Origin of the sequence: Pseudoalteromonas sp. SWYJZ12, assembly GCF_015864395.1 — a bacterium.
Lineage (GTDB): Bacteria > Pseudomonadota > Gammaproteobacteria > Enterobacterales > Alteromonadaceae > Pseudoalteromonas > Pseudoalteromonas arctica.
In genome coordinates, this window is record NZ_JADYXH010000018.1 from 1 (window position 1) to 20,990 (window position 20,990).

The 20,990-nt window shown below is 40.9% G+C and carries 19 protein-coding genes and 1 pseudogene; 9 read left to right on the forward strand and 11 right to left on the reverse strand.

Annotated features, from left to right (window positions below):
* Positions 1–76: pseudogene (locus tag I6F42_RS15930) on the forward strand (elongation factor Tu); the annotation flags it as partial.
* 379 nt (positions 77–455) lie between these two features.
* On the opposite strand, the gene I6F42_RS15935 reads toward I6F42_RS15930, so the two are convergent.
* From I6F42_RS15935 to I6F42_RS15955, 5 genes are all read right to left on the reverse strand, one after another.
* Positions 456–1,652 carry a dipeptidase gene (locus tag I6F42_RS15935; RefSeq protein WP_197152779.1) on the reverse strand — a complete coding sequence of 399 codons (1,197 nt, stop codon included), beginning with the start codon at positions 1,650–1,652 and terminating at the stop codon, positions 456–458.
* A gap of 64 nt (positions 1,653–1,716) precedes the next feature.
* Positions 1,717–1,971, reverse strand: coding sequence for a YheU family protein (locus tag I6F42_RS15940; protein WP_007582257.1), 255 nt, complete (start codon positions 1,969–1,971; stop codon positions 1,717–1,719).
* A 2-nt stretch (positions 1,972–1,973) separates the two neighbouring features.
* A complete protein-coding gene (locus I6F42_RS15945) occupies positions 1,974–2,960 on the reverse strand; it encodes a hydrolase (RefSeq protein ID WP_197152780.1) in 987 nt (328 codons plus the stop codon).
* Positions 2,961–3,803: 843 nt separating this feature from the next.
* The gene (locus tag I6F42_RS15950) at positions 3,804–4,226 is read right to left on the reverse strand and encodes a TIGR02444 family protein (RefSeq protein ID WP_197152781.1); all 423 of its coding nucleotides are present in this window, start codon (positions 4,224–4,226) and stop codon (positions 3,804–3,806) included.
* The gene (locus I6F42_RS15955; RefSeq protein ID WP_024589507.1) at positions 4,210–6,132 is read right to left on the reverse strand and encodes an ATP-binding cassette domain-containing protein; all 1,923 of its coding nucleotides are present in this window, start codon (positions 6,130–6,132) and stop codon (positions 4,210–4,212) included. Before I6F42_RS15955 ends, I6F42_RS15950 begins: the two co-directional genes overlap by 17 nt.
* Positions 6,133–6,264: 132 nt before the next feature.
* Here I6F42_RS15955 and I6F42_RS15960 point away from each other — a divergent pair, with 132 nt between their 5' ends.
* Positions 6,265–6,468, forward strand: coding sequence for a YheV family putative zinc ribbon protein (locus tag I6F42_RS15960; protein WP_007378899.1), 204 nt, complete (start codon positions 6,265–6,267; stop codon positions 6,466–6,468).
* 32 nt (positions 6,469–6,500) lie between these two features.
* Here I6F42_RS15960 and I6F42_RS15965 read toward each other — a convergent pair whose 3' ends face one another.
* Both I6F42_RS15965 and I6F42_RS15970 read right to left on the reverse strand, forming a co-directional pair.
* A complete protein-coding gene (locus tag I6F42_RS15965; RefSeq protein WP_007378900.1) occupies positions 6,501–6,716 on the reverse strand; it encodes a SlyX family protein in 216 nt (71 codons plus the stop codon).
* On the reverse strand, positions 6,703–7,701 hold the full coding sequence (locus I6F42_RS15970) for a WD40 repeat domain-containing protein (protein WP_101162983.1): 999 nt from the start codon (positions 7,699–7,701) through the stop codon (positions 6,703–6,705). The genes I6F42_RS15965 and I6F42_RS15970 overlap by 14 nt, the downstream gene beginning before the upstream one ends.
* Positions 7,702–7,916: 215 nt before the next feature.
* On the opposite strand from I6F42_RS15970, the gene fkpA reads away from it, so the two are divergent.
* Positions 7,917–8,663 carry an FKBP-type peptidyl-prolyl cis-trans isomerase gene (gene fkpA / locus I6F42_RS15975; protein ID WP_007582243.1) on the forward strand — a complete coding sequence of 249 codons (747 nt, stop codon included), beginning with the start codon at positions 7,917–7,919 and terminating at the stop codon, positions 8,661–8,663.
* Positions 8,664–8,728: 65 nt separating this feature from the next.
* On the opposite strand, the gene I6F42_RS15980 is transcribed toward fkpA, so the two are convergent.
* Complete coding sequence (locus I6F42_RS15980) at positions 8,729–9,199, reverse strand: Rsd/AlgQ family anti-sigma factor (RefSeq protein WP_007582240.1); 471 nt, start codon at positions 9,197–9,199, stop codon at positions 8,729–8,731.
* Positions 9,200–9,731: 532 nt separating this feature from the next.
* Here I6F42_RS15980 and hemE point away from each other — a divergent pair.
* Positions 9,732–10,796: a uroporphyrinogen decarboxylase gene (gene hemE, locus I6F42_RS15985; protein ID WP_002961084.1), complete on the forward strand. Its 1,065-nt coding sequence runs from the start codon at positions 9,732–9,734 to the stop codon at positions 10,794–10,796.
* A 107-nt stretch (positions 10,797–10,903) separates the two neighbouring features.
* Here hemE and sthA read toward each other — a convergent pair whose 3' ends face one another.
* Positions 10,904–12,334: a Si-specific NAD(P)(+) transhydrogenase gene (gene sthA, locus I6F42_RS15990; protein ID WP_197152783.1), complete on the reverse strand. Its 1,431-nt coding sequence runs from the start codon at positions 12,332–12,334 to the stop codon at positions 10,904–10,906.
* 13 nt (positions 12,335–12,347) lie between these two features.
* A complete protein-coding gene (locus I6F42_RS15995) occupies positions 12,348–13,481 on the reverse strand; it encodes a fatty acid desaturase (protein ID WP_024589509.1) in 1,134 nt (377 codons plus the stop codon).
* A 126-nt stretch (positions 13,482–13,607) separates the two neighbouring features.
* Between I6F42_RS15995 and fabR the strand changes: the two genes are divergently transcribed.
* The 5 genes from fabR (at position 13,608) to leuD (ending at position 19,323) form a co-directional block, all read left to right on the forward strand.
* Positions 13,608–14,231, forward strand: a complete 624-nt coding sequence (gene fabR / locus I6F42_RS16000) for an HTH-type transcriptional repressor FabR (RefSeq protein WP_010555448.1) — start codon at positions 13,608–13,610, stop codon at positions 14,229–14,231.
* 405 nt (positions 14,232–14,636) lie between these two features.
* Complete coding sequence (gene leuA, locus I6F42_RS16005) at positions 14,637–16,190, forward strand: 2-isopropylmalate synthase (protein WP_008171909.1); 1,554 nt, start codon at positions 14,637–14,639, stop codon at positions 16,188–16,190.
* Positions 16,187–17,263: a 3-isopropylmalate dehydrogenase gene (gene leuB, locus I6F42_RS16010; RefSeq protein WP_007582207.1), complete on the forward strand. Its 1,077-nt coding sequence runs from the start codon at positions 16,187–16,189 to the stop codon at positions 17,261–17,263. Before leuA ends, leuB begins: the two co-directional genes overlap by 4 nt.
* 60 nt (positions 17,264–17,323) lie before the next feature.
* Complete coding sequence (gene leuC, locus I6F42_RS16015; protein ID WP_121954607.1) at positions 17,324–18,724, forward strand: 3-isopropylmalate dehydratase large subunit; 1,401 nt, start codon at positions 17,324–17,326, stop codon at positions 18,722–18,724.
* A complete protein-coding gene (gene leuD / locus I6F42_RS16020; RefSeq protein WP_193226786.1) occupies positions 18,724–19,323 on the forward strand; it encodes a 3-isopropylmalate dehydratase small subunit in 600 nt (199 codons plus the stop codon). The genes leuC and leuD overlap by 1 nt, the downstream gene beginning before the upstream one ends.
* Before the next feature lie 93 nt (positions 19,324–19,416).
* Here the strand turns inward: leuD and I6F42_RS16025 are convergent, their stop codons facing one another.
* On the reverse strand, positions 19,417–20,916 hold the full coding sequence (locus tag I6F42_RS16025) for a DUF3360 family protein (RefSeq protein ID WP_197152784.1): 1,500 nt from the start codon (positions 20,914–20,916) through the stop codon (positions 19,417–19,419).
* Positions 20,917–20,990 lie beyond the last annotated feature (74 nt).

Genomic DNA, 20,990 nt, shown 5'->3' on the forward strand with positions numbered 1-20,990 from the left:
TGAAGGTCTTCGTTTTGCTATCCGTGAAGGTGGTCGTACTGTAGGTGCTGGTGTTGTAGCAACTATCGTAGCGTAATAATTAACTTTAAAGTTAATTGTTAGAAAAAGGTCACTTAGGTGGCCTTTTTTAATGCCTGAAGAAAAGTGTCATATGAAGGTGGCGCTCTTACCTTAGGCGTAGGTGCTTTGTAGCAACGTTCAAAGCGTAATAATTAACTTTAAAGTTAATTGTTAGAAAAAGGTCACTCAGGTGGCCTTTTTTAATGCCTGAAGAAAAGTGATTTGCTCCTAGGTATAGCTTTATTGCCGTAGCTTGGGTTGAGTTTTACGAAACCCGAGGAAAAAGGTTGCTGAAAATAACTGAGCTCTTAGATATAAAAAAAGCACGGCTAGGCCGCGCTTATATTGAGTTAGCTCTTGGTCTTTTAGCCAATTACTAATATATGATAAAAGCTTTAATGCTTTTTCGCATACTCTTGCGCTTGTTTTAAAACTCTTAATAAATTACCGCTAAGAATCTTTTTAATATCTTTGTCGCTGTAATCTCTGTCCATTAAACCTTGAACAAGATTAGGGTAGCTAGATACATCTTTTAAACCGATAGGTAATGAATCACCAACTCCGTCATAATCAGAGCCAATACCTACATAATCAATACCAATTAGCTCAACTACGTGATCAATATGGTCAAGCACCTGCTCAAGACTTGCAAATGGATACGGGTTTTTAGCGCGGTACGCAGCATCAAAATCTTTGCTTAATTTAGTGCCGTCTTTTTTAACGGACTCTTTTGTGCTTTTTAACTGCTTGCCCCAACTGCCTGCTTTAGCGGTAACAAAGCTTGAGCCAAAGTTAATTTGAATAACGCCGCCATTTTCTTTAAGTGCCAATAGCATATCGTCATTCATATTACGCTCAAAGCCAGGCGTGTATTTACGAAGTGATGAATGTGAGGCAATTACGGGTGTTTTAGATAGATCCATAACCTGATAAAACGCATCATCAGAAATATGCGATACATCGATTAGCATACCAATATTATTCATTTCAGTGACAAGCTCTTTACCAAATGGGCTTAAGCCTTTCCATTTACGGCGTATATCGTAAGACGAATCCGAAATATGGTTGCTTTGCGAGTGCGCTAGCGTAATGTAGCGAATGCCACGGTCGTAAAAGTGCTGAAGGTTTTTCATATCCCCTTCAATAGGAGAGCCGTTTTCCATACCCATGGCTATAGAAAGCTTACCTTGTTTAAATTGCTCTTCTATATCAGTGCTTGAGCTAGCAATAGCAAACTTATCGGGTGCGCGCTGGGCTATGGCTTCCATACTATCAATCATTTGATTGGCTAGCTGGTAGCTTTTTCCTTTACCTTCAAATTCCAAATGCGCAGGAATATAAATCGACATAAATGGGGCATTTAAACCGCCTTTTACAGCGCGAGGGTAGTCAAAATCGCCATCAGTTGTCGCTTTAGTTACATCAACCCAGCTTTCGTGAATTCGATAAGGTACGTCGATATGGGTATCAATTAAAATGGTGTCTTTAGCGAGTTTAATTGCCTTGTCAGATGCTGTTATTGTTTGTTCTGCTTGGGCTTGGCTAGTTAAAGCTAGTGATATGGCTACCACTAGAGTGCTGAGCTTTATCATGTTTTGGCTCTTTGGGTAAAAAGCCATTGTGTACGTTCAATTCAAAAGTTACAAGTACTACACCTTAATCAAACGCCTCTGCTTGATGCTCTTCACTTTGCAGCGCTTTAAATTCGCCCTTAGAAATAATAGTAACTGACTCATGTAATTCAGAGAAAAACACCATCGCTTCACCATTTTTAAGCTGTAGCTTAACTTGGTTAACTTTAGATTCGATGCTTGCTTCTACTTCGCCATAATCGGTGCCTTCGCGCAGTACATAGCTTTCTATTAGGTTGTATAGTGTATCTTTATCGAGTTGTTCAAAAGGGATAATCATAATTACTCTTTGTTTGCGTTGCCTAAAACATGTTGCCCAAAATAGCATGGCACGGCTTTCTCTAACCAAAATATAGGCTTAAACGGATTTTTACCGCTAATAAAACCAACATGTCCGCCTTTGTCAGAGATGCGCAGCGTAACATGCTCACTTACGTCTTGCCTACTTGGTACGGCCTTAATTGAGAGCATAGGGTCGTCTTTGGCATGAATAATAAGTGTAGGTATAGCGATATCTTTTAAGTACGGCATTGCACTGGCTTTGCGATAGTAATCGTGTGCGTTTTCAAAACCATGCAGAGGGGCTGTTAACTGATTATCAAACTCTAATAAATCGTCAATTTTCATTAACTGTTTTGGTGTTAGTGAAATTTGCTGCTTAATTTGTGGCAGCTTTCGCTGCATTGATTTTTTCATGCGATCGAGCAGATATTTTTGGTAAATTTTACCTAAGCTTTTACGAATAACATCGCTTGATGACGACAAATCATAAGGAGCAGATACCACCGCTGCAGCACTTAGTGGGCATGCTTGTGATTGTTCACCTAAGTATTTGGCCAGTACGTTACCGCCTAACGAAAAACCTACAGCGACCATAGTGCGCTCAGGGAATTGCAGCTTTAAGTGATTTATAAAAAAGGCTAAATCGGCGGTGTCACCGCTGTGATAAGCGCGAGGTAGTCGATTGACTTCAGTTGAGCAATTTCTAAAGTGCATAAGCACAACTGCATAACCTTGCTTTTTTAACGCCTTCATCATGCCTTTGGCATAAAAGCTATTTATATTGCCTTCAAGGCCATGTAAAACAACGGCAAGTGGAGCGGTTTCGTTATGTGGAAGTGACCATGCGAGCTCAATAAAGTCACCATCAGGTGTATCAAGTTGCTCAAGTTCGTAGCGAGTGTGGTGAAATGGGCGGAAAAAACGCGGCATTATGGTTTGAACGTGACGATTGGTCATCCACCATGCTGGTTTGAACTGAGAGATCATGTTTGTACTACGCACTTTGTATTAAACGAAAAGCTAGTGTACCAAATTTTTCGCTTCAGAAAATAAAAAGCGCCTAACTAGTAAACTAATAAGGCGCTTTAGTGCGTCGTGCTTAATTTTGTTCGGGAATTTCTGCATCATGTATTTTTTTCAAAAAGAAAAAAGCAAAAAATATACACAAAGAAACAACGATGGTTAAAAACCCAAAAGACATAAATAAAACTGGATCTGTAAAAAAGTCTCTAAAGAATACGTTCATGAGTTGTTCCCCTCGTTGTTGATGGGTTAATCATAGGCAGTGTTTGCAGGTCGCAACGTGATCGAGATCAAGTTATTTACATAAGCAGATATAGGGGTGAAGCTAAGTTGATTTAGATCATGCTTTAAGGGCTACTAAGTTATTACCACTGAGAGCTAAGAGAGTTTTTCACTTTACCTAAAAGCGTAGCGCTTTAAACTTTTTTGAGTAAACCACTTAAAGACTTTTTGCACAAAGAGAAAAGAATGAGAAGTAAATGAGGGTAGAGCAACAAACTGCTCAATATTTATATCTAAGTAATTTAGTTTGTTTTCCTCTAAAAGCGAAGCGCCTCTTAACCTCTTTGTGAGTAAATTACTTAAAGGTCTTTGCGCAAAAAGAAGAAAAAGAGAAGAAAATTAGGGCAGGGTAATAAAATGCTGAGCTAAACAACCGCTCAATATTTATATTTTTATCTAAGTAATCTAGTTTGTTTTCCTCTAAAAGCGAAGCGCCTCTTAACCTCTTTGTGAATTATTTACTTAAAGGTTTTTTGCACAAAGAAAAGAGAATGAGCAGTAGAGGAGGGTATAAAAAGTCGCAGCCTAAGTGGCTTTCATATACAGCTCAATATTGTTTGGTTCTGCATGCTCGATTAATTCAAACTCATTTACTGCTTCAATCAACATATGTTGCTGTTGTTTTTCAAGCTTTAGCTCAGCGCTTAGTAACTCTGCGCGTATTGTGGTGTAATCACTTATCGTATTCTGATTAGCTTTTAAATAGCTACGGGCAGCGCGCAGAGGTTGTAATGCGTGAGTATCAAACTCACTAATTGCGTCTATTAACTCATTTAACTGTTGGGTATTAATACTTAAATTTAATGAGTCTAAATAAAGTAGCAATAAGCATAAATTAACGTTTTTTTCTTGCTGGTTTTGTAGTGCCAGCAAGGTTGTTTGTTGATCAGGCTTTGCGTACAAGGTGCACGCAAACTGCCAAAAATGGTCGCTATTGAGCAAGTTCATCGGCGAATGCCTGCTCTTTTTCTTCCATTTCTTCAAGTGCCATAAGTAGCTCTTCTTCAACGTCGTTAAGTTTAGGCGTAAGGGTTGCTTGCTTGGCTAATAACTCTTTAAGCTTGGCTTTGTTGTCGTCGTTGTACAGTTCGTTATCACCTAAGGTCACTTCAACTTCACTTAATTCGGCGGTAAATTTATCGAGTTGCTTTTCAAGCTTTTCAATTTGCTTTTTAAGTGGCTGAGTGGCTTTTCTAAACTCAGCCTCTAAACGCTTTTGTTCCTTACGGTTAACACCTGGGTTTGCTTTAGGCTCGTCGGTTTGCTGCGCTTTAACCGCTTCTTTATTCGCGTTAAGTAACCATTGATAATATGCATCTAAGTCGTAGCCAAACTGGGTTACTTTGCCGTCATCTACTAAGTAAAACTCATCGGCAGTATTTTTAAGCATATGGCGATCATGCGAAACGGTAACCATAGCGCCTTCAAAGCCTTGTAGTGCCATAACAAGTGCATGGCGCATCTCTAAATCAAGGTGGTTGGTTGGCTCATCCAGTAATAATAAGTTTGGCTTTTGATATACCAACATGGCAAGCACTAAACGTGCTTTTTCGCCGCCCGAAAATGGGGCTACAGGCTCAAGTGCCTTATCGCCAATGAAGGCAAAGCCGCCTAAAAAGTCACGTAGTGATTGCTCAGTGGCTTTTGGGTCTAGTCGTTGTATGTGCGTTATTGCACTGGCTTTTAAATCAAGAGATTCCAGCTGATGCTGCGCAAAGTAACCAATATTTAATCCGTGATGCTGAATAACTTCGCCCGCTTGCGGCTCTAAATCACCTGAAAGCAGTTTAATTAACGTTGATTTACCCGCGCCATTTCGACCAAGTAAAGCAATTCGGCTACCTGGTACAAGGTTTAGCTCTATATTATTTAAAATAGTGACGTCACCATAACCCGCTTTAGCTTTATCTATTGTCATTAGTGGGTTTGGTAATGCTTTTGGCTCTGCAAACTCAAAGTTAAATGGCGAGTCGGCATGTGCTGGCGCTAGTTTTTCCATGCGTTCAAGTGCTTTTACACGGCTTTGTGCTTGTTTAGCTTTACTGGCTTTTGCTTTAAAGCGCGTTATAAATTGCTCTAAGTGTGCAATTTGATCTTGCTGCTTATCAAACATCGCTTGTTGTTGTAGTAAACGCTCTGCTTTTTGGCGTTCAAACTGCGAGTAGTTACCTTTGTACACATTGATAAGTTGCTTATCTACATGCCAAATTTGGTCAACCACCGCATCTAAAAACTCACGGTCATGCGATATAAGTACAAGGGTGCCGGTATAAGCACGTAAAAAGCGTTCAAGCCAATAAACGGCATCTAAATCAAGGTGATTTGTTGGCTCATCAAGAAGTAGTAAATCGGCGTCGCGTATCAATGCTTGGGCAAGGTTTAAACGCATGCGCCAACCACCCGAAAACGAGCTTACAGGGTTTTCTATAAGGTTATTGGCAAAGCCTAAGCCGTGTAATAGCTCACCGGCGGTTGATTCAATGCTGTAGCCTTTAATGTTTTCAAGCTGAATATGTACTTTGGCTTGTGTGTCGCCATCGTTGTTTTTCTCGGCCTCACGCAGTGCTATGCGCATTGCGTAGTATTCTGGGTGGCCTTGAAGTACATAATCAATCGCGCTTATTTCAAGTGCAGGTGTCTCTTGCTTAACAGAGGCAATAGACCAATCTTTTGGAATGCTGCAGTTACCGGCATCTAATTGCAGTTCTGATTTTAGTAAACCAAATAACGTTGATTTTCCGCAGCCATTAGCGCCAACAAGGCCTACTTTGTGCTCTGGAAATAATGTAGCTGATGCGTTTTTTAATAAGGCTTTACCGCCACGAAGTAGTTCTATTTCTGAGATTTGGATCATGAATGCGTTACTTTGCTGTGCCCTTGTTAAGTTGGCGCTATCATAACATAGAACTTAATGCTCTTATCAAGCGTATCAACAAGTGAAGTTATACGATAAAATGACAGCAGTTCAAACCACAGGAAAAATGTTGTGAGACAAAAGAAGCGATTTATTGCTGGTGCATCGTGCCCTGACTGCAAAGCCATGGATACTATGATGCTATACAGAGAACATGATGTTGAAAAAGTAGAGTGTGTTGAGTGTGGTCATAAAATGGCGCAACCCGATAACGCTGTTCAGGCGTCTACTCGCCAATTTGAACAAGTAATTGGTGTATTTAAACCGGGCGACTAACCCGGTTTTTTATTGCCTAATTTTTACCGGTTTTAGTAATGCGGTGGAGGCGGCTCAGGTGCTTCAGACATCATAGACGATGATGACTGCGACTCTTTAATTTTTTCTGCTAGCAGCTCAGTTTGGCGTTTCATTTTTGCTAAAAGTTGCTGGTGCACTTTTATTTCATCATTTAAGACTTCAATCGTCTCATCTTGAAAAGCCACTTTGGCTTCAAGTTCCATTAAGCGATGTTCAATTGTGTTCATTATTCTCTCGTATAATAAATCGCTCTGCGATACCGCTGGAGCTTTCGGTTAACAACGACTTACCGTTATCTGTAAATGTCACATCTAGCACCACCGCCGATTTAGGCTTACTGCCTTCGCGCGGGGTAACCTGCCAAGTTTGAATTTTTTCACCGCTTGGTATTTGCCACAAATCTACGCGCTTATTTGGCGAGCCGGTTGCAAGCAAAGTGCCTTGTTCGTTAAAGCGCACAGCAGTAAAAATTTTCTGACGCGCAATATACTTCAGTTTACTCACAAGATCACCTGTAGTCAGCTTCCATACATTTGCTTGTGCCATACTATCGGCCGTAAACGCATAGCGACCTTGTGGATCGAGCGTTACTTGGGTAACACGCGTTGGGTGATTAAAACGATGAATTACTTGCCCTGTACGTGTATCCCAAAAGTAAGCAACATAATCGTTAGAACCACTTAAGGCGTAGCGTCCGTTAGGTGATAGGTCAACGGTGTTAACTTTATCTTGATGACCTAAAAACTCAATACGACGTCCGGTTTCTAGGTTTACAAATACGACAACGCCGTCGCTACGGCCGTATAAAACACTACGGCCTTGATTGCTAATAGCAATATCGCGAATACTGGCTTTTTGTATTTTGTAATAACCTTTATTTTTGCCTGTGGCTATATCCCACACAGCAAACGTGGTTTTTTCGGCGGTAACAGCCACGCTGTTATCAAAAGCAATAGCAACGGCGTATACCAAACTGTCTTGATCTTGCTGCTGAAACCATTGGTATTTTAGTACCTGCTGTTGATTATCCCACAGGGCGACCCCATGGTTGATAGAGGAGATCAAACTGTATTTACCATCGTTTGAAAGTGTTGATGAAAACGCACCTTGTGCAGCATGTTCGTAACTTGCTACAGCGTGTTGTTTTTTATCGGTACAGGCGATGGCTAAAAAACAGCTAAATACGATTAAAAAAGTACGAAATATCGACATATTACAGGTATTTCCCCTTAACTCTTAGTGACTGAGAGGTTAGACTAGGACGCGTTAAATGCCTAGGTTGTTTGTCTAATCACTGGATATGTTTTTAGTTTAGCTAACAATGTGGAATTTAGTCATTAAACAAGCAGCCTATCATGTGGGCCGTTAATCTTTAACTAGTAATAATACATTAAAATGACAACTGCAAAGTGTGTCGGAGATTTAAAATGAAAAAGACGATTAGATTGTCATTGATTGCAGCGTCAGTTTTAGCGCTTACAGCTTGTAATCAAGAAGCAAAAAAAGAACAAGCTGAAGTTAAATTAGACACTGTAGAACAGCAACAAGCATACGGTATTGGTGCATCTGTAGGTAACTTTTTAAATAAAGACCTAGCAGACAAAACAGAAATTGGTATTGAGCTAGACCAAGCACTTCTAATCCGTGGTTTTGAAGATGCACTTGCTGGTAATGCAAAAATTGACGAAGAAAAAATTCGCGAAGTGTTAACTGAACTAGATACATCAGTACGTACTAAGCAAGAAGAAAAAGCAAAAGTAGAGTCTGAAAAAAGCAAAGAAGCGGGTGTTAAATACCTAGCTGACAACGCTAAAAAAGAAGGCGTTACAGTAACTGAGTCTGGCCTACAGTATGAAGTACTTAGCGAAGGCGATGGCGAAAAGCCAGTAGCAACTGATGTAGTTAAAGTACACTACAAAGGTACTTTATTAGACGGTACTGAGTTTGACAGCTCATATGCACGTAACGAACCTACAACTTTCCCTCTTAACCGCGTAATTGCTGGTTGGACTGAAGGTTTACAACTTATGTCAGTGGGTTCTAAGTACAAGTTCACTATTCCTTCAGAACTTGCTTACGGCGACCGTGACTTAGGTAAGATTCCAGCTAATTCAACACTTGTATTTGAAGTTGAATTACTTGAAATTCAAAATGAAGAAGCACCAGCACAATAATAAGTTTATTGTGTAAATGCAAAAAGGGACCTTAGGTCCCTTTTTTAATATGCGTAAATAACATATTAGTTTGCGTGATTAGAAAACAAGTTATCAATAAGCTCATCTTCAAGTGCAAAGCGTGCTTCTAATGCCTCACCAATAACAGACAAGTCATCATCAAAACCCTTTAACAAGTCTTCTTTGTCTACTTCAGCGTACTTATCATTAAAATCTAACGCTATGTCGGTTGTACTGGAAATACGCGGGTAAATAGAGTTTGCAAGCTCTTGGCTCTGTAAGCCCTTTTTTTCACATGCTTTTGCTATATCGTCATACACTTCAAAATGGCCCGCAGATAGGTAATCCATTAAAAGTTGGCAAAATGATTCAATTAGTTTTGGCTCTGGCAATGCTTGATCTTGTTTTTCGTACGGCGTAAAACCTGCAATTTTGCAATAAAGTACAATAAGGTCTTGGCGTTCGTTTAGCCATTTATCAATTACTGTGTGGCTACCACCCCATTTTTGTTGAGCTTTTTCTACACGCGTCAGCATAACTGTTCTCCTAGCTGGGTTGGTCTTTCAATTAGAATATAATAAGTTTATGTACATCAAGATATATTTAATTTGCGCGTATATCAACAAGTAAAGTTGAGCTACTTTGAGGGGTGTACCTTTTTATATAATCTAAGGCGAGGGATTTTATTTTAGGCAAGAAAAAACCACCAGTTACGGTGGTCTAATTTCTTTCATTGACTTGTTATAACAAGCTTTCTTATTTTTATGAGATGATTTTTATTGTTATTATTTTAAAACATTTATTTTTATTGTTTTAAGATTTTTATTATTGTTTTTGTTAACGCGGGACAAACAATAACAAGGTTTTTGTAATGTTGCAAACATATTAATAAAAAGTTTTAAATGTTATTCTTTTTTTTGCTTATTTTATAGTCAAAATGGATTAAAGCACGCCATTATATTGATCTGCCTCTAGGTAAAGCTGTTTTCGTCCCTAAGCAATAGAGGGTCGGAGAATATGGTGGTACAATCTTGCACAATTTATACAAGTCTTAGGATCATTTACGCCATGAGCGAATTAAAAAACGACCGTTATTTACGTGCACTTGCAAAACAACCTGTTGATGTAACTCCGGTATGGATGATGCGCCAAGCAGGACGCTATTTACCAGAGTATCGCGCTACACGTGCACAAGCGGGCGATTTTATGAGCCTGTGCCGTAATGCTGAGCTTGCATGTGAAGTAACACTGCAGCCATTACGTCGCTACCCGTTAGATGCCGCTATATTATTTAGTGATATTTTAACGATTCCAGATGCGATGGGTTTAGGTCTTTACTTTGAAACTGGCGAAGGCCCTAAGTTTGAACGTCCTATTTCATCACTTGCTGATGTTAAAAAAATTCCAAAGTTAGATCCTACAGACGAGCTTGGCTACGTAATGAACGCAGTAAGCACTATTCGTCGTGAACTTAAAGGTGAAGTACCGCTTATTGGTTTTTCTGGTTCACCTTGGACGCTAGCAACTTATATGGTTGAAGGCGGTAGCAGCAAAGTATTTGGTAAAATCAAAAAAATGGCGTTTGCAGAGCCGCAAACACTTCATTTATTACTCGATAAGTTAGCTGACTCAGTTATTGATTATTTAAATGCTCAAATTAAAGCTGGCGCGCAATCGCTAATGGTATTTGACTCATGGGGTGGTGTATTAAGCCCGCGCGATTACAACGAATTTTCACTGCAATATATGCATAAAATTGTAGATGGCTTAATTCGTGAATACGATGGTCGTAAAGTACCGGTTACTTTGTTCACTAAAAATGGTGGTCAATGGATTGAAGCTATTGCAGCAACAGGTTGTGATGCAATTGGTCTTGATTGGACTATTAATATTAGCGACGCTAAACGCCGTGTGGGTGATAAAGTAGCTCTACAAGGTAATATGGACCCATCTATGTTACACGGTACACCAGAGCGTATTCGCCAAGAAGTAGGCACTATTTTAGAAGACTTCGGTACAGGCAATGGCCACGTGTTTAACTTAGGCCACGGTATTACACCAGATGTAGACCCTGAAAATGCTGGTGTATTCATTAATGCAGTACATGAGCTAAGTGCTAAGTACCATAAGTAATAGCTACTTAAATAAACTTTAAAACTGTTTAAAAGTAAAAAACCCGCTAAGTTGCGGGTTTTTTGTTACCTATTTATAAAGGCTTTTAAAACTTCTTAGTTAAGCAGTTATTTAAATAAGCGATTTAAACCATTTAATGCCGCAACACGGTAGGCTTCAGCCATGGTTGGGTAGTTAAATGTGGTATTTACAAAGTAGTCGATATTATTGCCACCATTTTTTTGTTCCATAATAGCTTGGCCAATGTGAACAATTTCAGAGGCACGTTCGCCAAAACAATGTACGCCAAGTACTTCTTTGGTTTCGGTGTGGAATAATATTTTTAAACTACCTACTTCAGTACCAGCAATTTGCGCGCGAGCCAAATGCTTAAACTGTGCACGGCCAACTTCATACGGTACTTTAGCGGCTGTAAGTTCTTGCTCTGTTTTACCTACTGAGCTCATTTCTGGGATGGTATAAATACCAGCCGGAATATCAACAATCAGGCGGTCGTCACAGTTACCACACGCAATTGCATCAGCAGCTATGCGACCTTGGTCAAACGCAGCACTAGCAAGGCTTGGATAGCCAATTACATCACCTACAGCGTAAACGTTATCAATTTCTGTTTGGTATGTTTCGTTAACTTTTAATTGGCCACGGCTATCGGCTTTTAAGCCAATGGCTTCAAGATTTAGTGTATCAGTGTTACCAGTACGACCATTAGCAAATAAAATACAGTCAGCTTTTACGCGTTTACCTGATTTTAAATGCATTATAACGCAGTCGTCACGCGTCTCAATTCGGTCAAACTCTTCGTTGTGACGTATCACAATGCCGCTATTCCAAAAGTGATAGCTAAGCGCATCAGATATTTCAGCATCCATAAAAGCAAGTAGTCGGTCGCGTGTATTAACTAAATCAACCTTTGCGCCTAGGCCTTTAAATATAGAAGCGTACTCACAACCAATTACACCAGCGCCGTATATAAGTACGCGGTGAGGGTCGTGTTTAAGACCTAAAATAGTGTCGCTCTCATAAATACGAGAATGCGTAAAATCGACTTCTGGTGGGCGATAAGGGCGTGAGCCGGTTGCTATAACAATTGTTTTAGCAGTCAGTCGCTCAATTGAACCATCATTTCTTTTTACTTCAATTGTGTGCTTATCTACAAAGCTCGCATCACCTTGAAACATATGAATGCGGTTACGATCGTAAAAGCTACTACGTAAATTAGATTGCTTAGAAATAACAGAACTTGCGTGACGTAAAATATCAGGAAATGTTAAGCGGCTAGGGCGCTCACCAACATTAAATAACGGATTTGCTTTGTATTCAATATAGCGGCTAACAGAGTGGCGAAGCGCTTTTGAAGGAATTGTTCCCCAATGTACACAACCGCCACCAACTGATTCTTGGCGTTCAATAACCGCTACTTTTTTGTCGTTTTTTGAAAGGTTCATGGCGGTACCTTCACCGCCAGGACCCGTGCCAATAATTATTGCATCATATTGGTATGTCACGGGTACTTTTTTTTGTTCTGGTTGTTTGGCCACAGCCACTCCTAAATTAATTAAAAGAGGCTTTTAATAACCTCGCATTAAGTGCTAGCCATGCCTGTTTTTGATTTTCCCAGGCGGCTTCCAACTCATGGTATTGTGCCATTAATGCTGAGCGTTCACACTGCTTTGCCATGTTATTTTTTTTAACTTCTAACACTTGTTTTTGTAGTGAACAATAATTTTGCAGTTTTTTCAGCAGTAAATCGTACTCTTGTTGTAATAATGTAATCTTATCTTGTGCTAAAGGCAATTTTGCAAGACGCGTTTGGGTTTTGCTCATTAGCGTTTCAGCCTTTGCTTTTTCGATACGTTCAACAGGTGTACGCTTTAGTTTATTAGCTAAACCAACAGCTGCTAAAGAGCGGATCATCCATTTTGTTGGATCGTAATGAAACCATTTAATACCATTACGGTAGTCGCTTGCAAAAATATGGTGGAAGTTGTGATACCCCTCACCGTATGTAAATAACGCTAAAAAGCCGTTATCGCGTGCCGTATTTTTTTCGGTGTATGGGCGAGAGCCCCAAATATGTGCAACCGAATTTATAAAAAAGGTAAAGTGTTGGCTTAGTACTAAGCGTAGTAAACCTGCAAGAATTAACATACCCCACACATCACCAACTAATAAACCAAGTGCAAGAGGCAAACCTACGTTCATAGCAATAGCTAGTTTCAAGTAGTGCTTATGTTGCCACATAACGACTTTATTTCGTTGTAAATCACGACAATTACTATAGTCGTTGTAGCTATCGCCTTGGTAGTCACGTAACATCCAGCCGATATGGCTATACCAAAAACCATTGGTAGCCGCGTAAGGGTCTTTTATTGGGTCGTCAACTTGACCGTGATGTATACGGTGATCGCTACTCCAATGCAAAGCACTGTTTTGTAGTGCAAAAGCACCGCCAAGCGCAAAAATAAATTCAACTGCAGGGTGTGCGTTATAGGTTTTATGTGCCCATAATCGATGGTAGCCGGCAGTAATTGATAAGCCCGCATAAAACATGCAGCCTACAAAAGCAATCCAATGCGCGCTGGTAAATCCGTAGCTAATGGCGTACCAAGGTACAAGTGTGGCAGCCGCCAAAAAGGTTAGGCTAAAAAATAGGACGTTTGTCCAAATAATCGGTGGTTTATTCATAATTCTCAATCTCAGCGTACAACTGTAAGCTAAAATAGTATTTCAAACTCTTGTCGTCAAGTATTAGACTGGACAATTGAGCTAATATCACTAAATATTCATATAAAATAATTCAGGGAGCTGTTGATGTCGGGTGTTAGAGCGCAACAGAAACAAAAAACACGACAGGCGTTAATTCAAGCGGCATTTAATCAGCTGAGTGCTGATCATAGTTTTTCGAATTTAAGTTTACGCGAAGTAGCACGAGAAGCCGGTATTGCCCCAACGTCTTTTTATCGTCATTTTAAAGACATGGATGAGCTAGGTTTAACCATGGTAGACGAAGCCGGTTTAACCCTTCGCCAACTAATGCGTCAAGCACGCAGACGAATAGCAAACGATGGCGGCAGTGTTATAAATACCTCAGTGGTTACTTTTATGGAGTTTATTGATAACTCAAGTAACCAATTTAGGTTGTTGCTGCGAGAACGCTCTGGGACTTCTAAAGCATTTAGAGCCGCTGTAGCCCGCGAGGTAAAACATTTTATTTTAGAGCTGGCTCATTATTTAGAAAGTGAAACTAAATGTAATGCTATGCATGCCTATATTCAGGCGGAATCTATGGTAACGCTCGTATTTAATGCGGGTGCAGAGGCGCTCGATATAGAAGGATTGCAACGCGACGAATTGATTGAGCGCGTTATTTGGCAGCTGCGTTATATTACTCGTGGAGCCGGGCATTACGTAAGAGAAACGAATAAAGAAGCATAGCTTAAAAAAATTGCAAAAAGTTAATATAAGCACGGTATATTGCAGTGCTTATTAATTTAAGCGCCACTAGTTACGTATTTGTTATTTTAATTCCCCATGTTGACCTATGTTGAATTAAAAAACCCAATTGAATCGTTTTTAAATCTATTATGTGGAATATTTATGCTTGCACCCGCTGCGCTGTAATGTTAAAAATAGGCTTCACTGAACACACACACAAGAAAACAAGATGCATATTATTCGTTTAATTACACTAAAACTTAACCTCTTACTGCTATGGCAAGTGAGCGGGGATTAGTGTGTTTGCATCGAGTTGAACACTAAAAACCCCGCAATTGCGGGGTTTTTTTTATCTCGCGGCTGGGATTAATTGAAATTTGGGTAACATAGGAATGAGGGGCAGTTATGCAAGAGCAAGATAAAGTATGGATTTTTGATACCACCTTACGTGATGGCGAACAGGCGCTTAAAGCAAGCCTTACTGAAGATGATAAAATTCAATTAGCACATACAATTAGCCGCTTGAATGTGGATGTGATGGAAGTGGGTTTTCCGGTTTCGAGCCCTGCTGATTTTCGCTCGGTGCAACGTATTGCAACCGAAGTAAAAGGCCCGATTATTTGTGGTTTAGCACGCTCAGTTGCTAAAGACATTGAAGCCTGTGGCGAAGCACTTCGCACAGCACAACAAAGCCGTATTCATACTTTTATTGCTACAAGCCCTTTGCACCTTGAACATAAATTACGTATGAGCTTAGACGATGCAACGGCAATGGCTGTTAAATCAATTAAATTGGCGCGTAACTATACTGATGATGTTGAGTTTTCGTGTGAAGATGCTGGTCGTACGCCGCATTGGGATTTATGTAAAATTGTTGAGCAGGCTATTAACGCCGGAGCTTCAACTATTAACTTGCCAGATACTGTTGGTTTTGTAACGCCAGACGAATACGCCGCGATGATCCGCCATTTAATGAATAACGTGCCAAATATTGATAAAGCGCGTTTAAGTGTGCATTGCCACAACGATTTAGGTTTAGCCGTAGCAAACTCGGTGGCTGCAGTGCAAGCCGGAGCACGTCAAATTGAGTGTACTATTAATGGCATTGGTGAGCGTGCTGGTAACTGCTCACTTGAAGAAGTGGCGATGATCATGAAAATGCGCCACGACCACTTAAAAGTATACACAGATATTAAAAGTGAAGAAATTTACCGCGCATCTCGCCAAGTGGCTAAAATTTGTAATATGCCAGTACAGCCAAATAAAGCGATTGTTGGCGAAAACGCCTTTGCACACAGCTCTGGCATTCACCAAGACGGTGTATTAAAAGCGCAAAATACTTATGAGATTATGTCGCCAGAAAGCGTGGGTGTGCCAAGCAACCAATTAAATATGACTTCGCGTTCGGGTCGTCATGTTATTGAGCATCGCTTAGAAGAGTTAGGCTATCAAAAATCTGATTACGATATGGATGGCTTATATAAAAGCTTTATCGAATTGGCTGACCAAAAAGGCACAGTATACGATTACGACCTTGAGGCGATGATTTACTTTAATCAAATTAACGACAAAGACGAAAAATACCAATTAGAATTTGTTAACTCAGCCTCTAACTCACAATCGGTAGCAAGCTCTACTATTGGAATGCGCATTGATGGCGAAGCTAAACAAGAAGCCGCGACAGGTAATGGCCCAGTTGAAGCTTCGTTTGCAGCTATTGAGCGCTTAACCGGTATGAGCGTTGAAATGATTGAATATAACTTAGAAGCGACAGGCCAAGGTGCAAGCTCATTAGGCCAAGTAAATATTATAGCTAAATACGATGGCCGACCTTACCACGGTGCGGGCATTGCAGCGGATGTGGTTGAAGCGTCGGTACGCGCCATGATCCGTGTTTATAACTTAATTTATCGTGCACAAAAAGTGTCTGATTTAAAACAACAAAGGAAAGCAGGATGAGTAAAACAAACTACAGCGTTGCAGTATTAGCTGGCGACGGTATTGGTCCAGAAGTAATGGCAGCAGCAGAGCAAGTACTTGATGCTGTGAGCAATAAGTTTGGTTTTACCCTAAACCGCGAGCATTATGCAATTGGCGGCGCAGCCATTGACGAATTTGGTAAAGCATTACCAGAGAGTACACTTACTGCGTGTGAAAACTCAGACGCTATTTTATTTGGTTCGGTAGGCGGTCCTAAATGGGAAAACTTACCACCAAACGAGCAGCCTGAGCGCGCATCGTTATTGCCGCTTCGTAAGCACTTTGGTTTGTTTTGTAATTTACGCCCTGCACAGTTATTACCTGCATTAAGTGCAGCGTCGCCACTTCGCGCTGATATCAGCGAAAAAGGGTTTGATATTTTATGTGTGCGCGAACTAACTGGCGGCATTTACTTTGGTGAAAAAGGCCGCAGTGGTGAAGGCGCAGAAGAGTTTGCATTTGATACGCAAACATACTCACGAAAAGAAATTGAACGTATTGCACGCTTTGCTTTTGAAGCTGCAAAACTACGTAGTAACCATGTTACCTCTGTTGATAAAGCCAATGTATTAGCATCAAGCGTATTATGGCGCGAAGTAGTAACCGAAGTAAGCAAAGACTACCCAGAAGTAAGCTTAGATTACATTTACGTAGATAACGCCGCTATGCAGTTAGTTAAGCAGCCTAGCCAATTTGATGTATTACTTTGCGATAACTTATTTGGCGATATTTTGTCAGATGAGTGCGCCATGATCACAGGCTCAATGGGCTTATTACCATCGGCAAGCTTGAATCAATCGGGTTTTGGATTGTACGAGCCAGCAGGCGGTTCAGCACCAGATATTGCAGGTAAAGGCGTTGCAAACCCAATAGCACAAATTTTAAGTGCCGCATTAATGCTACGTTACTCGCTAGGGCAAGACGAAGCTGCACGCACCATTGAAAAAGCAGTAGCAGAAGCCGTAGAAGCAGGCGTTGGCACACCAGATATATATCCAAATGCAGGTTACAGCACAAGCGATGTGGCAGCAGCCATCGTTTCACGCATTTAATAACATATTAAAGTTGCAGCACCGTTATGCTGCAACTCAAACAGATTAGGGAATTAGCAAGTGGCCCAAACGTTATACGAAAAAATTTGGCAATCACATACCGTTGCCAGCATAAACGAGCAAACCGACTTACTTTATATTGACCGCCATTTAGTGCATGAAGTTACTTCTCCGCAGGCTTTTGCAGGTCTACGTGAAAAAAACCGTACGGTACGTTGCCCAGAAAAAACCTTTGCAACGATGGATCACAACGTATCGACTAAGAGCCGATCACTTGATGCGGCAAGCGAAGTATCTAAAAACCAATTAATGGCGCTTGATAAAAACTGTAAAGAGTTTGGTATTGTGCTTTACGATTTAAACTCAATTAATCAAGGTATTGTGCACGTAATGGGCCCAGAGCAAGGTATTACTTTGCCTGGCACAACCATTGTATGTGGCGATAGCCATACCTCTACGCATGGTGCGTTTGGCGCATTAGCGCATGGTATTGGTACGTCTGAGGTTGAGCACGTATTAGCAACGCAAACGCTACAGCAAAAAAAGGCGAAATCGTTAAAAATTCAAATTAACGGTGTATTGCGTCCAACGGTTACGGCTAAAGATTTAATTATGGCGGTAATTGGCAAGTTAGGTACCGCTGGTGGCACAGGTTATGTAGCAGAGTTTTGTGGTGAAGGCATTGAAGCGCTTTCAATGGAAGCCCGTATGACGCTATGTAATATGAGCATAGAAATGGGTGCAAAAGCGGGTTTAATTGCATCTGACCAAATTACTTATGATTACTTAAAAGGTCGTCCGTTTGCACCAAAAGGCGCAGATTTTGATGCAGCCGTTGAATATTGGGAAACATTAAAAACAGATGAAGGCGCACACTTTGATTTAGTTGTTGAGCTAAATGCTGACGACATTCAACCGCAAATTACCTGGGGCACAAGCCCAGAGCAAGTAATTGGTGTTGATGAGTGCATACCCGATCCAGATCAAGAACCAGATTTAATTAAAGCGGACGCTATTCGCAGCGCACTTAAATACATGGATTTAAAAGCGGGCGATAAATTATCAAGCGCGAAAGTAGACACGGTATTTATTGGCTCATGTACAAATAGCCGCATTGAAGATTTACGCGCAGCTGCAAAAATTGTTGAAGGCAAACATGTGGTAGCCGGCATTGAAGCGTTAATTGTACCGGGCTCTGGCTTAGTTAAAAAACAAGCCGAAGACGAAGGCTTAGCCGATATTTTTAAAGCCGCTGGCTTTGAATGGCGCGAACCGGGTTGTTCTATGTGTTTAGCGATGAACGATGACCGCCTAGGAGCAGGCAAGCGTTGTGCATCTACTTCTAACCGTAACTTTGAGGGCCGCCAAGGTCGTGGCGGGCGTACCCATTTAGTTAGCCCTGCAATGGCTGCAGCCGCTGCAATACATGGTCACTTTGTTGATATTAGAGGAGAAGCCTAATGAGCGTATTTTTTAGTGGCTTAATGGCCCCACTTGATAAAAACAATGTAGATACTGACCAAATTATCCCTAAGCAGTTTTTAACATCAACTAGCCGCGAAGGCTTTGATGCGGCATTGTTTTATGATTGGCGTTACCTAGATAACGGTGAGCCAAACCCTGACTTTATTTTAAACCGCCCATGCTACCAAGGCGCGCAAATATTATTAACGCGCGACAACTTTGGTTGTGGCTCATCTCGTGAGCATGCTCCTTGGGCGCTGAAGCAATATGGTTTTGAAGTTATTTTGGCTGAAAGCTTTGCAGATATTTTCTTTAATAACTGTGGTAACAACCAAATGTTAGCCATAGCGTTACCTGCCGATACGCTTGAGCAATTGTTTGTACTTAGCGAGCAGCACGACGATATTAACATTGAAATCGACCTTGAAAATCAAACACTAACAAGCAGTAAGTTTGCACCAATTAGTTTTGATATTAGTAAAGAGGTAAAAGAGCGCTTATTAAGTGGCTTAGATTTTATTGGTGTAACCGAAACGCTAAACCCACAAATTGATGCGTTTGAAAAACAACTAGCGACTGAGCGTTCTTGGCAGTAATTGCTTAACCGTGTGTATTAAAAATCACGTATTAAAAAGCACGGCAATTGCCGTGCTTTTTTGTGGGTAAATATGAGATGTGGTAGCTAAAGGTTAATGCCTAAAGTCAGCCATTAACGCCGGTATACCAGGTAACATACCTACAATTGCCATTACAGTGGTAAGTAACACAAACATAATAAGTGGAATCACCCAGCGGCTCATTTTAGTTAACTCAGCGCTGCGCTCTTTACAGCCAATCAGCCCTAAGTTATCAAGTAACATAGTAAGCGACCAACCAAAAGCAGGATTAACCAAGGTCGAAGCAAACACCACAATAGCGGCTGATTGCGTCGTTTTACCTTCGCGCGTCATTTCCATGCCAGCTTCAAGTAGCGGGATAAATACCCCAACAATAAGCGCTACACACAATACAGGCTGCCAAATTGCTAAATCCATAGGGTAACCCCATAAACCAGCAATAATACAAAATAATGCCGTTAAAATAGCGCCAGCAGGGATAGGGCGTTTAGCAATAGCGGCAGGCACAATATAAGTACCCCAAGAGGAGGCAAAGTTAGCACCACCAGCAAGTGAGCCAAATGTTTGTCTAACCGATGCACTTAGCATGGTATCGTCGATATCCATTTGTACTTTTTCGGTGCGTTGCGGATAGCTTATTTTTTGAAATACTTGATGGCCTAAAAAATCAGGAGACCACATAGCAACGGCGAGCACTGCAAATGGGAGTACAACAACAAAGCTTTCAAGCGTTGGTAAACCTAGCATCCAACCCGTGTTTTCGCCCCACCAGTAAGCTGGGTTCATATTTGGTAAACCCGGTGCAGTATGAAACTCAAACGGTGCGCCTAAGGCAAAGGCAACCACGCCACCAATAAGGCAACTTAACGGCACGGCTAACCAACGCTTTTTAAAGTGCTCTAATAGCGCATACAATAAAATGGTGGCTAAAATAACAATAAACGCAATGTGTGCCATATCAATGGCTTCAGCCCAAGCAAACAGCTTTTTAACTTGCGAAATAGTACCAATAAAGCCTAAATAAATAAGTAGCCCGCCACATACACCTTTACTGGTTAGGCGCGCGAGCATACTTCCTCCCTTGGTTATGGCCAAAATAAAGCCAAAGGCACCAATGAGTAAGCCAAATGCCATAGGGTGACCGCCAGCAGCAACAACAATAGGAATTAACGGAATAAGTGGACCGTGAGTACCAGCCAAGTTGGCTGTTGGTAAAATAAAGCCTGAGAATAAGATGATAAAAATAGAAACAATGAGTAATTCGTAACGTACATTTTCTAAAACAAACGCATCACTTAAACCAAGAGGCGCTGCAAATGTAGCTGCAATAGCACCCACCATAACGACTTTACCAATAGTGCCCGCCATTGCAGGAATGGTGTCTTCAAATTCAAATCGGTAATCTCTAAACGGTAAATTAGGACGCCAGCGCTTAGGCTGCATAATTTGTAATTCATGTTCGAGATACTCGTCGCGAGTATTAAACTCTGAACTCGGCTTGTGAAGTTGCTCGTAGCTTTGAGCATCCTTGTGCGTGTTTGATGGTGCATCACCGGGTGGTGTAGTTTGCATGCGTTCTCCTGCAACATTGTTGCTTAATCAAATAAATACGGCTTTTGTTAAAGCAAATGAATATTGAACATGCA

Bases quoted from the DNA above. Each gene is read 5' to 3' on its own strand.
- I6F42_RS15935 (WP_197152779.1), bottom strand. From the start codon at position 1,652: ATGATAAAGCTCAGCACTCTAGTGGTAGCCATATCACTAGCTTTAACT.
- I6F42_RS15940 (WP_007582257.1), bottom strand. From the start codon at position 1,971: ATGATTATCCCTTTTGAACAACTCGATAAAGATACACTATACAACCTA.
- I6F42_RS15945 (WP_197152780.1), bottom strand. From the start codon at position 2,960: ATGATCTCTCAGTTCAAACCAGCATGGTGGATGACCAATCGTCACGTT.
- I6F42_RS15950 (WP_197152781.1), bottom strand. From the start codon at position 4,226: ATGAACTTGCTCAATAGCGACCATTTTTGGCAGTTTGCGTGCACCTTG.
- I6F42_RS15955 (WP_024589507.1), bottom strand. From the start codon at position 6,132: ATGATCCAAATCTCAGAAATAGAACTACTTCGTGGCGGTAAAGCCTTA.
- I6F42_RS15965 (WP_007378900.1), bottom strand. From the start codon at position 6,716: ATGAACACAATTGAACATCGCTTAATGGAACTTGAAGCCAAAGTGGCT.
- I6F42_RS15970 (WP_101162983.1), bottom strand. From the start codon at position 7,701: ATGTCGATATTTCGTACTTTTTTAATCGTATTTAGCTGTTTTTTAGCC.
- fkpA (WP_007582243.1), top strand. From the start codon at position 7,917: ATGAAAAAGACGATTAGATTGTCATTGATTGCAGCGTCAGTTTTAGCG.
- I6F42_RS15980 (WP_007582240.1), bottom strand. From the start codon at position 9,199: ATGCTGACGCGTGTAGAAAAAGCTCAACAAAAATGGGGTGGTAGCCAC.
- hemE (WP_002961084.1), top strand. From the start codon at position 9,732: ATGAGCGAATTAAAAAACGACCGTTATTTACGTGCACTTGCAAAACAA.
- I6F42_RS15995 (WP_024589509.1), bottom strand. From the start codon at position 13,481: ATGAATAAACCACCGATTATTTGGACAAACGTCCTATTTTTTAGCCTA.
- fabR (WP_010555448.1), top strand. From the start codon at position 13,608: ATGTCGGGTGTTAGAGCGCAACAGAAACAAAAAACACGACAGGCGTTA.
- leuA (WP_008171909.1), top strand. From the start codon at position 14,637: ATGCAAGAGCAAGATAAAGTATGGATTTTTGATACCACCTTACGTGAT.
- leuB (WP_007582207.1), top strand. From the start codon at position 16,187: ATGAGTAAAACAAACTACAGCGTTGCAGTATTAGCTGGCGACGGTATT.
- leuD (WP_193226786.1), top strand. From the start codon at position 18,724: ATGAGCGTATTTTTTAGTGGCTTAATGGCCCCACTTGATAAAAACAAT.
- I6F42_RS16025 (WP_197152784.1), bottom strand. From the start codon at position 20,916: ATGCAAACTACACCACCCGGTGATGCACCATCAAACACGCACAAGGAT.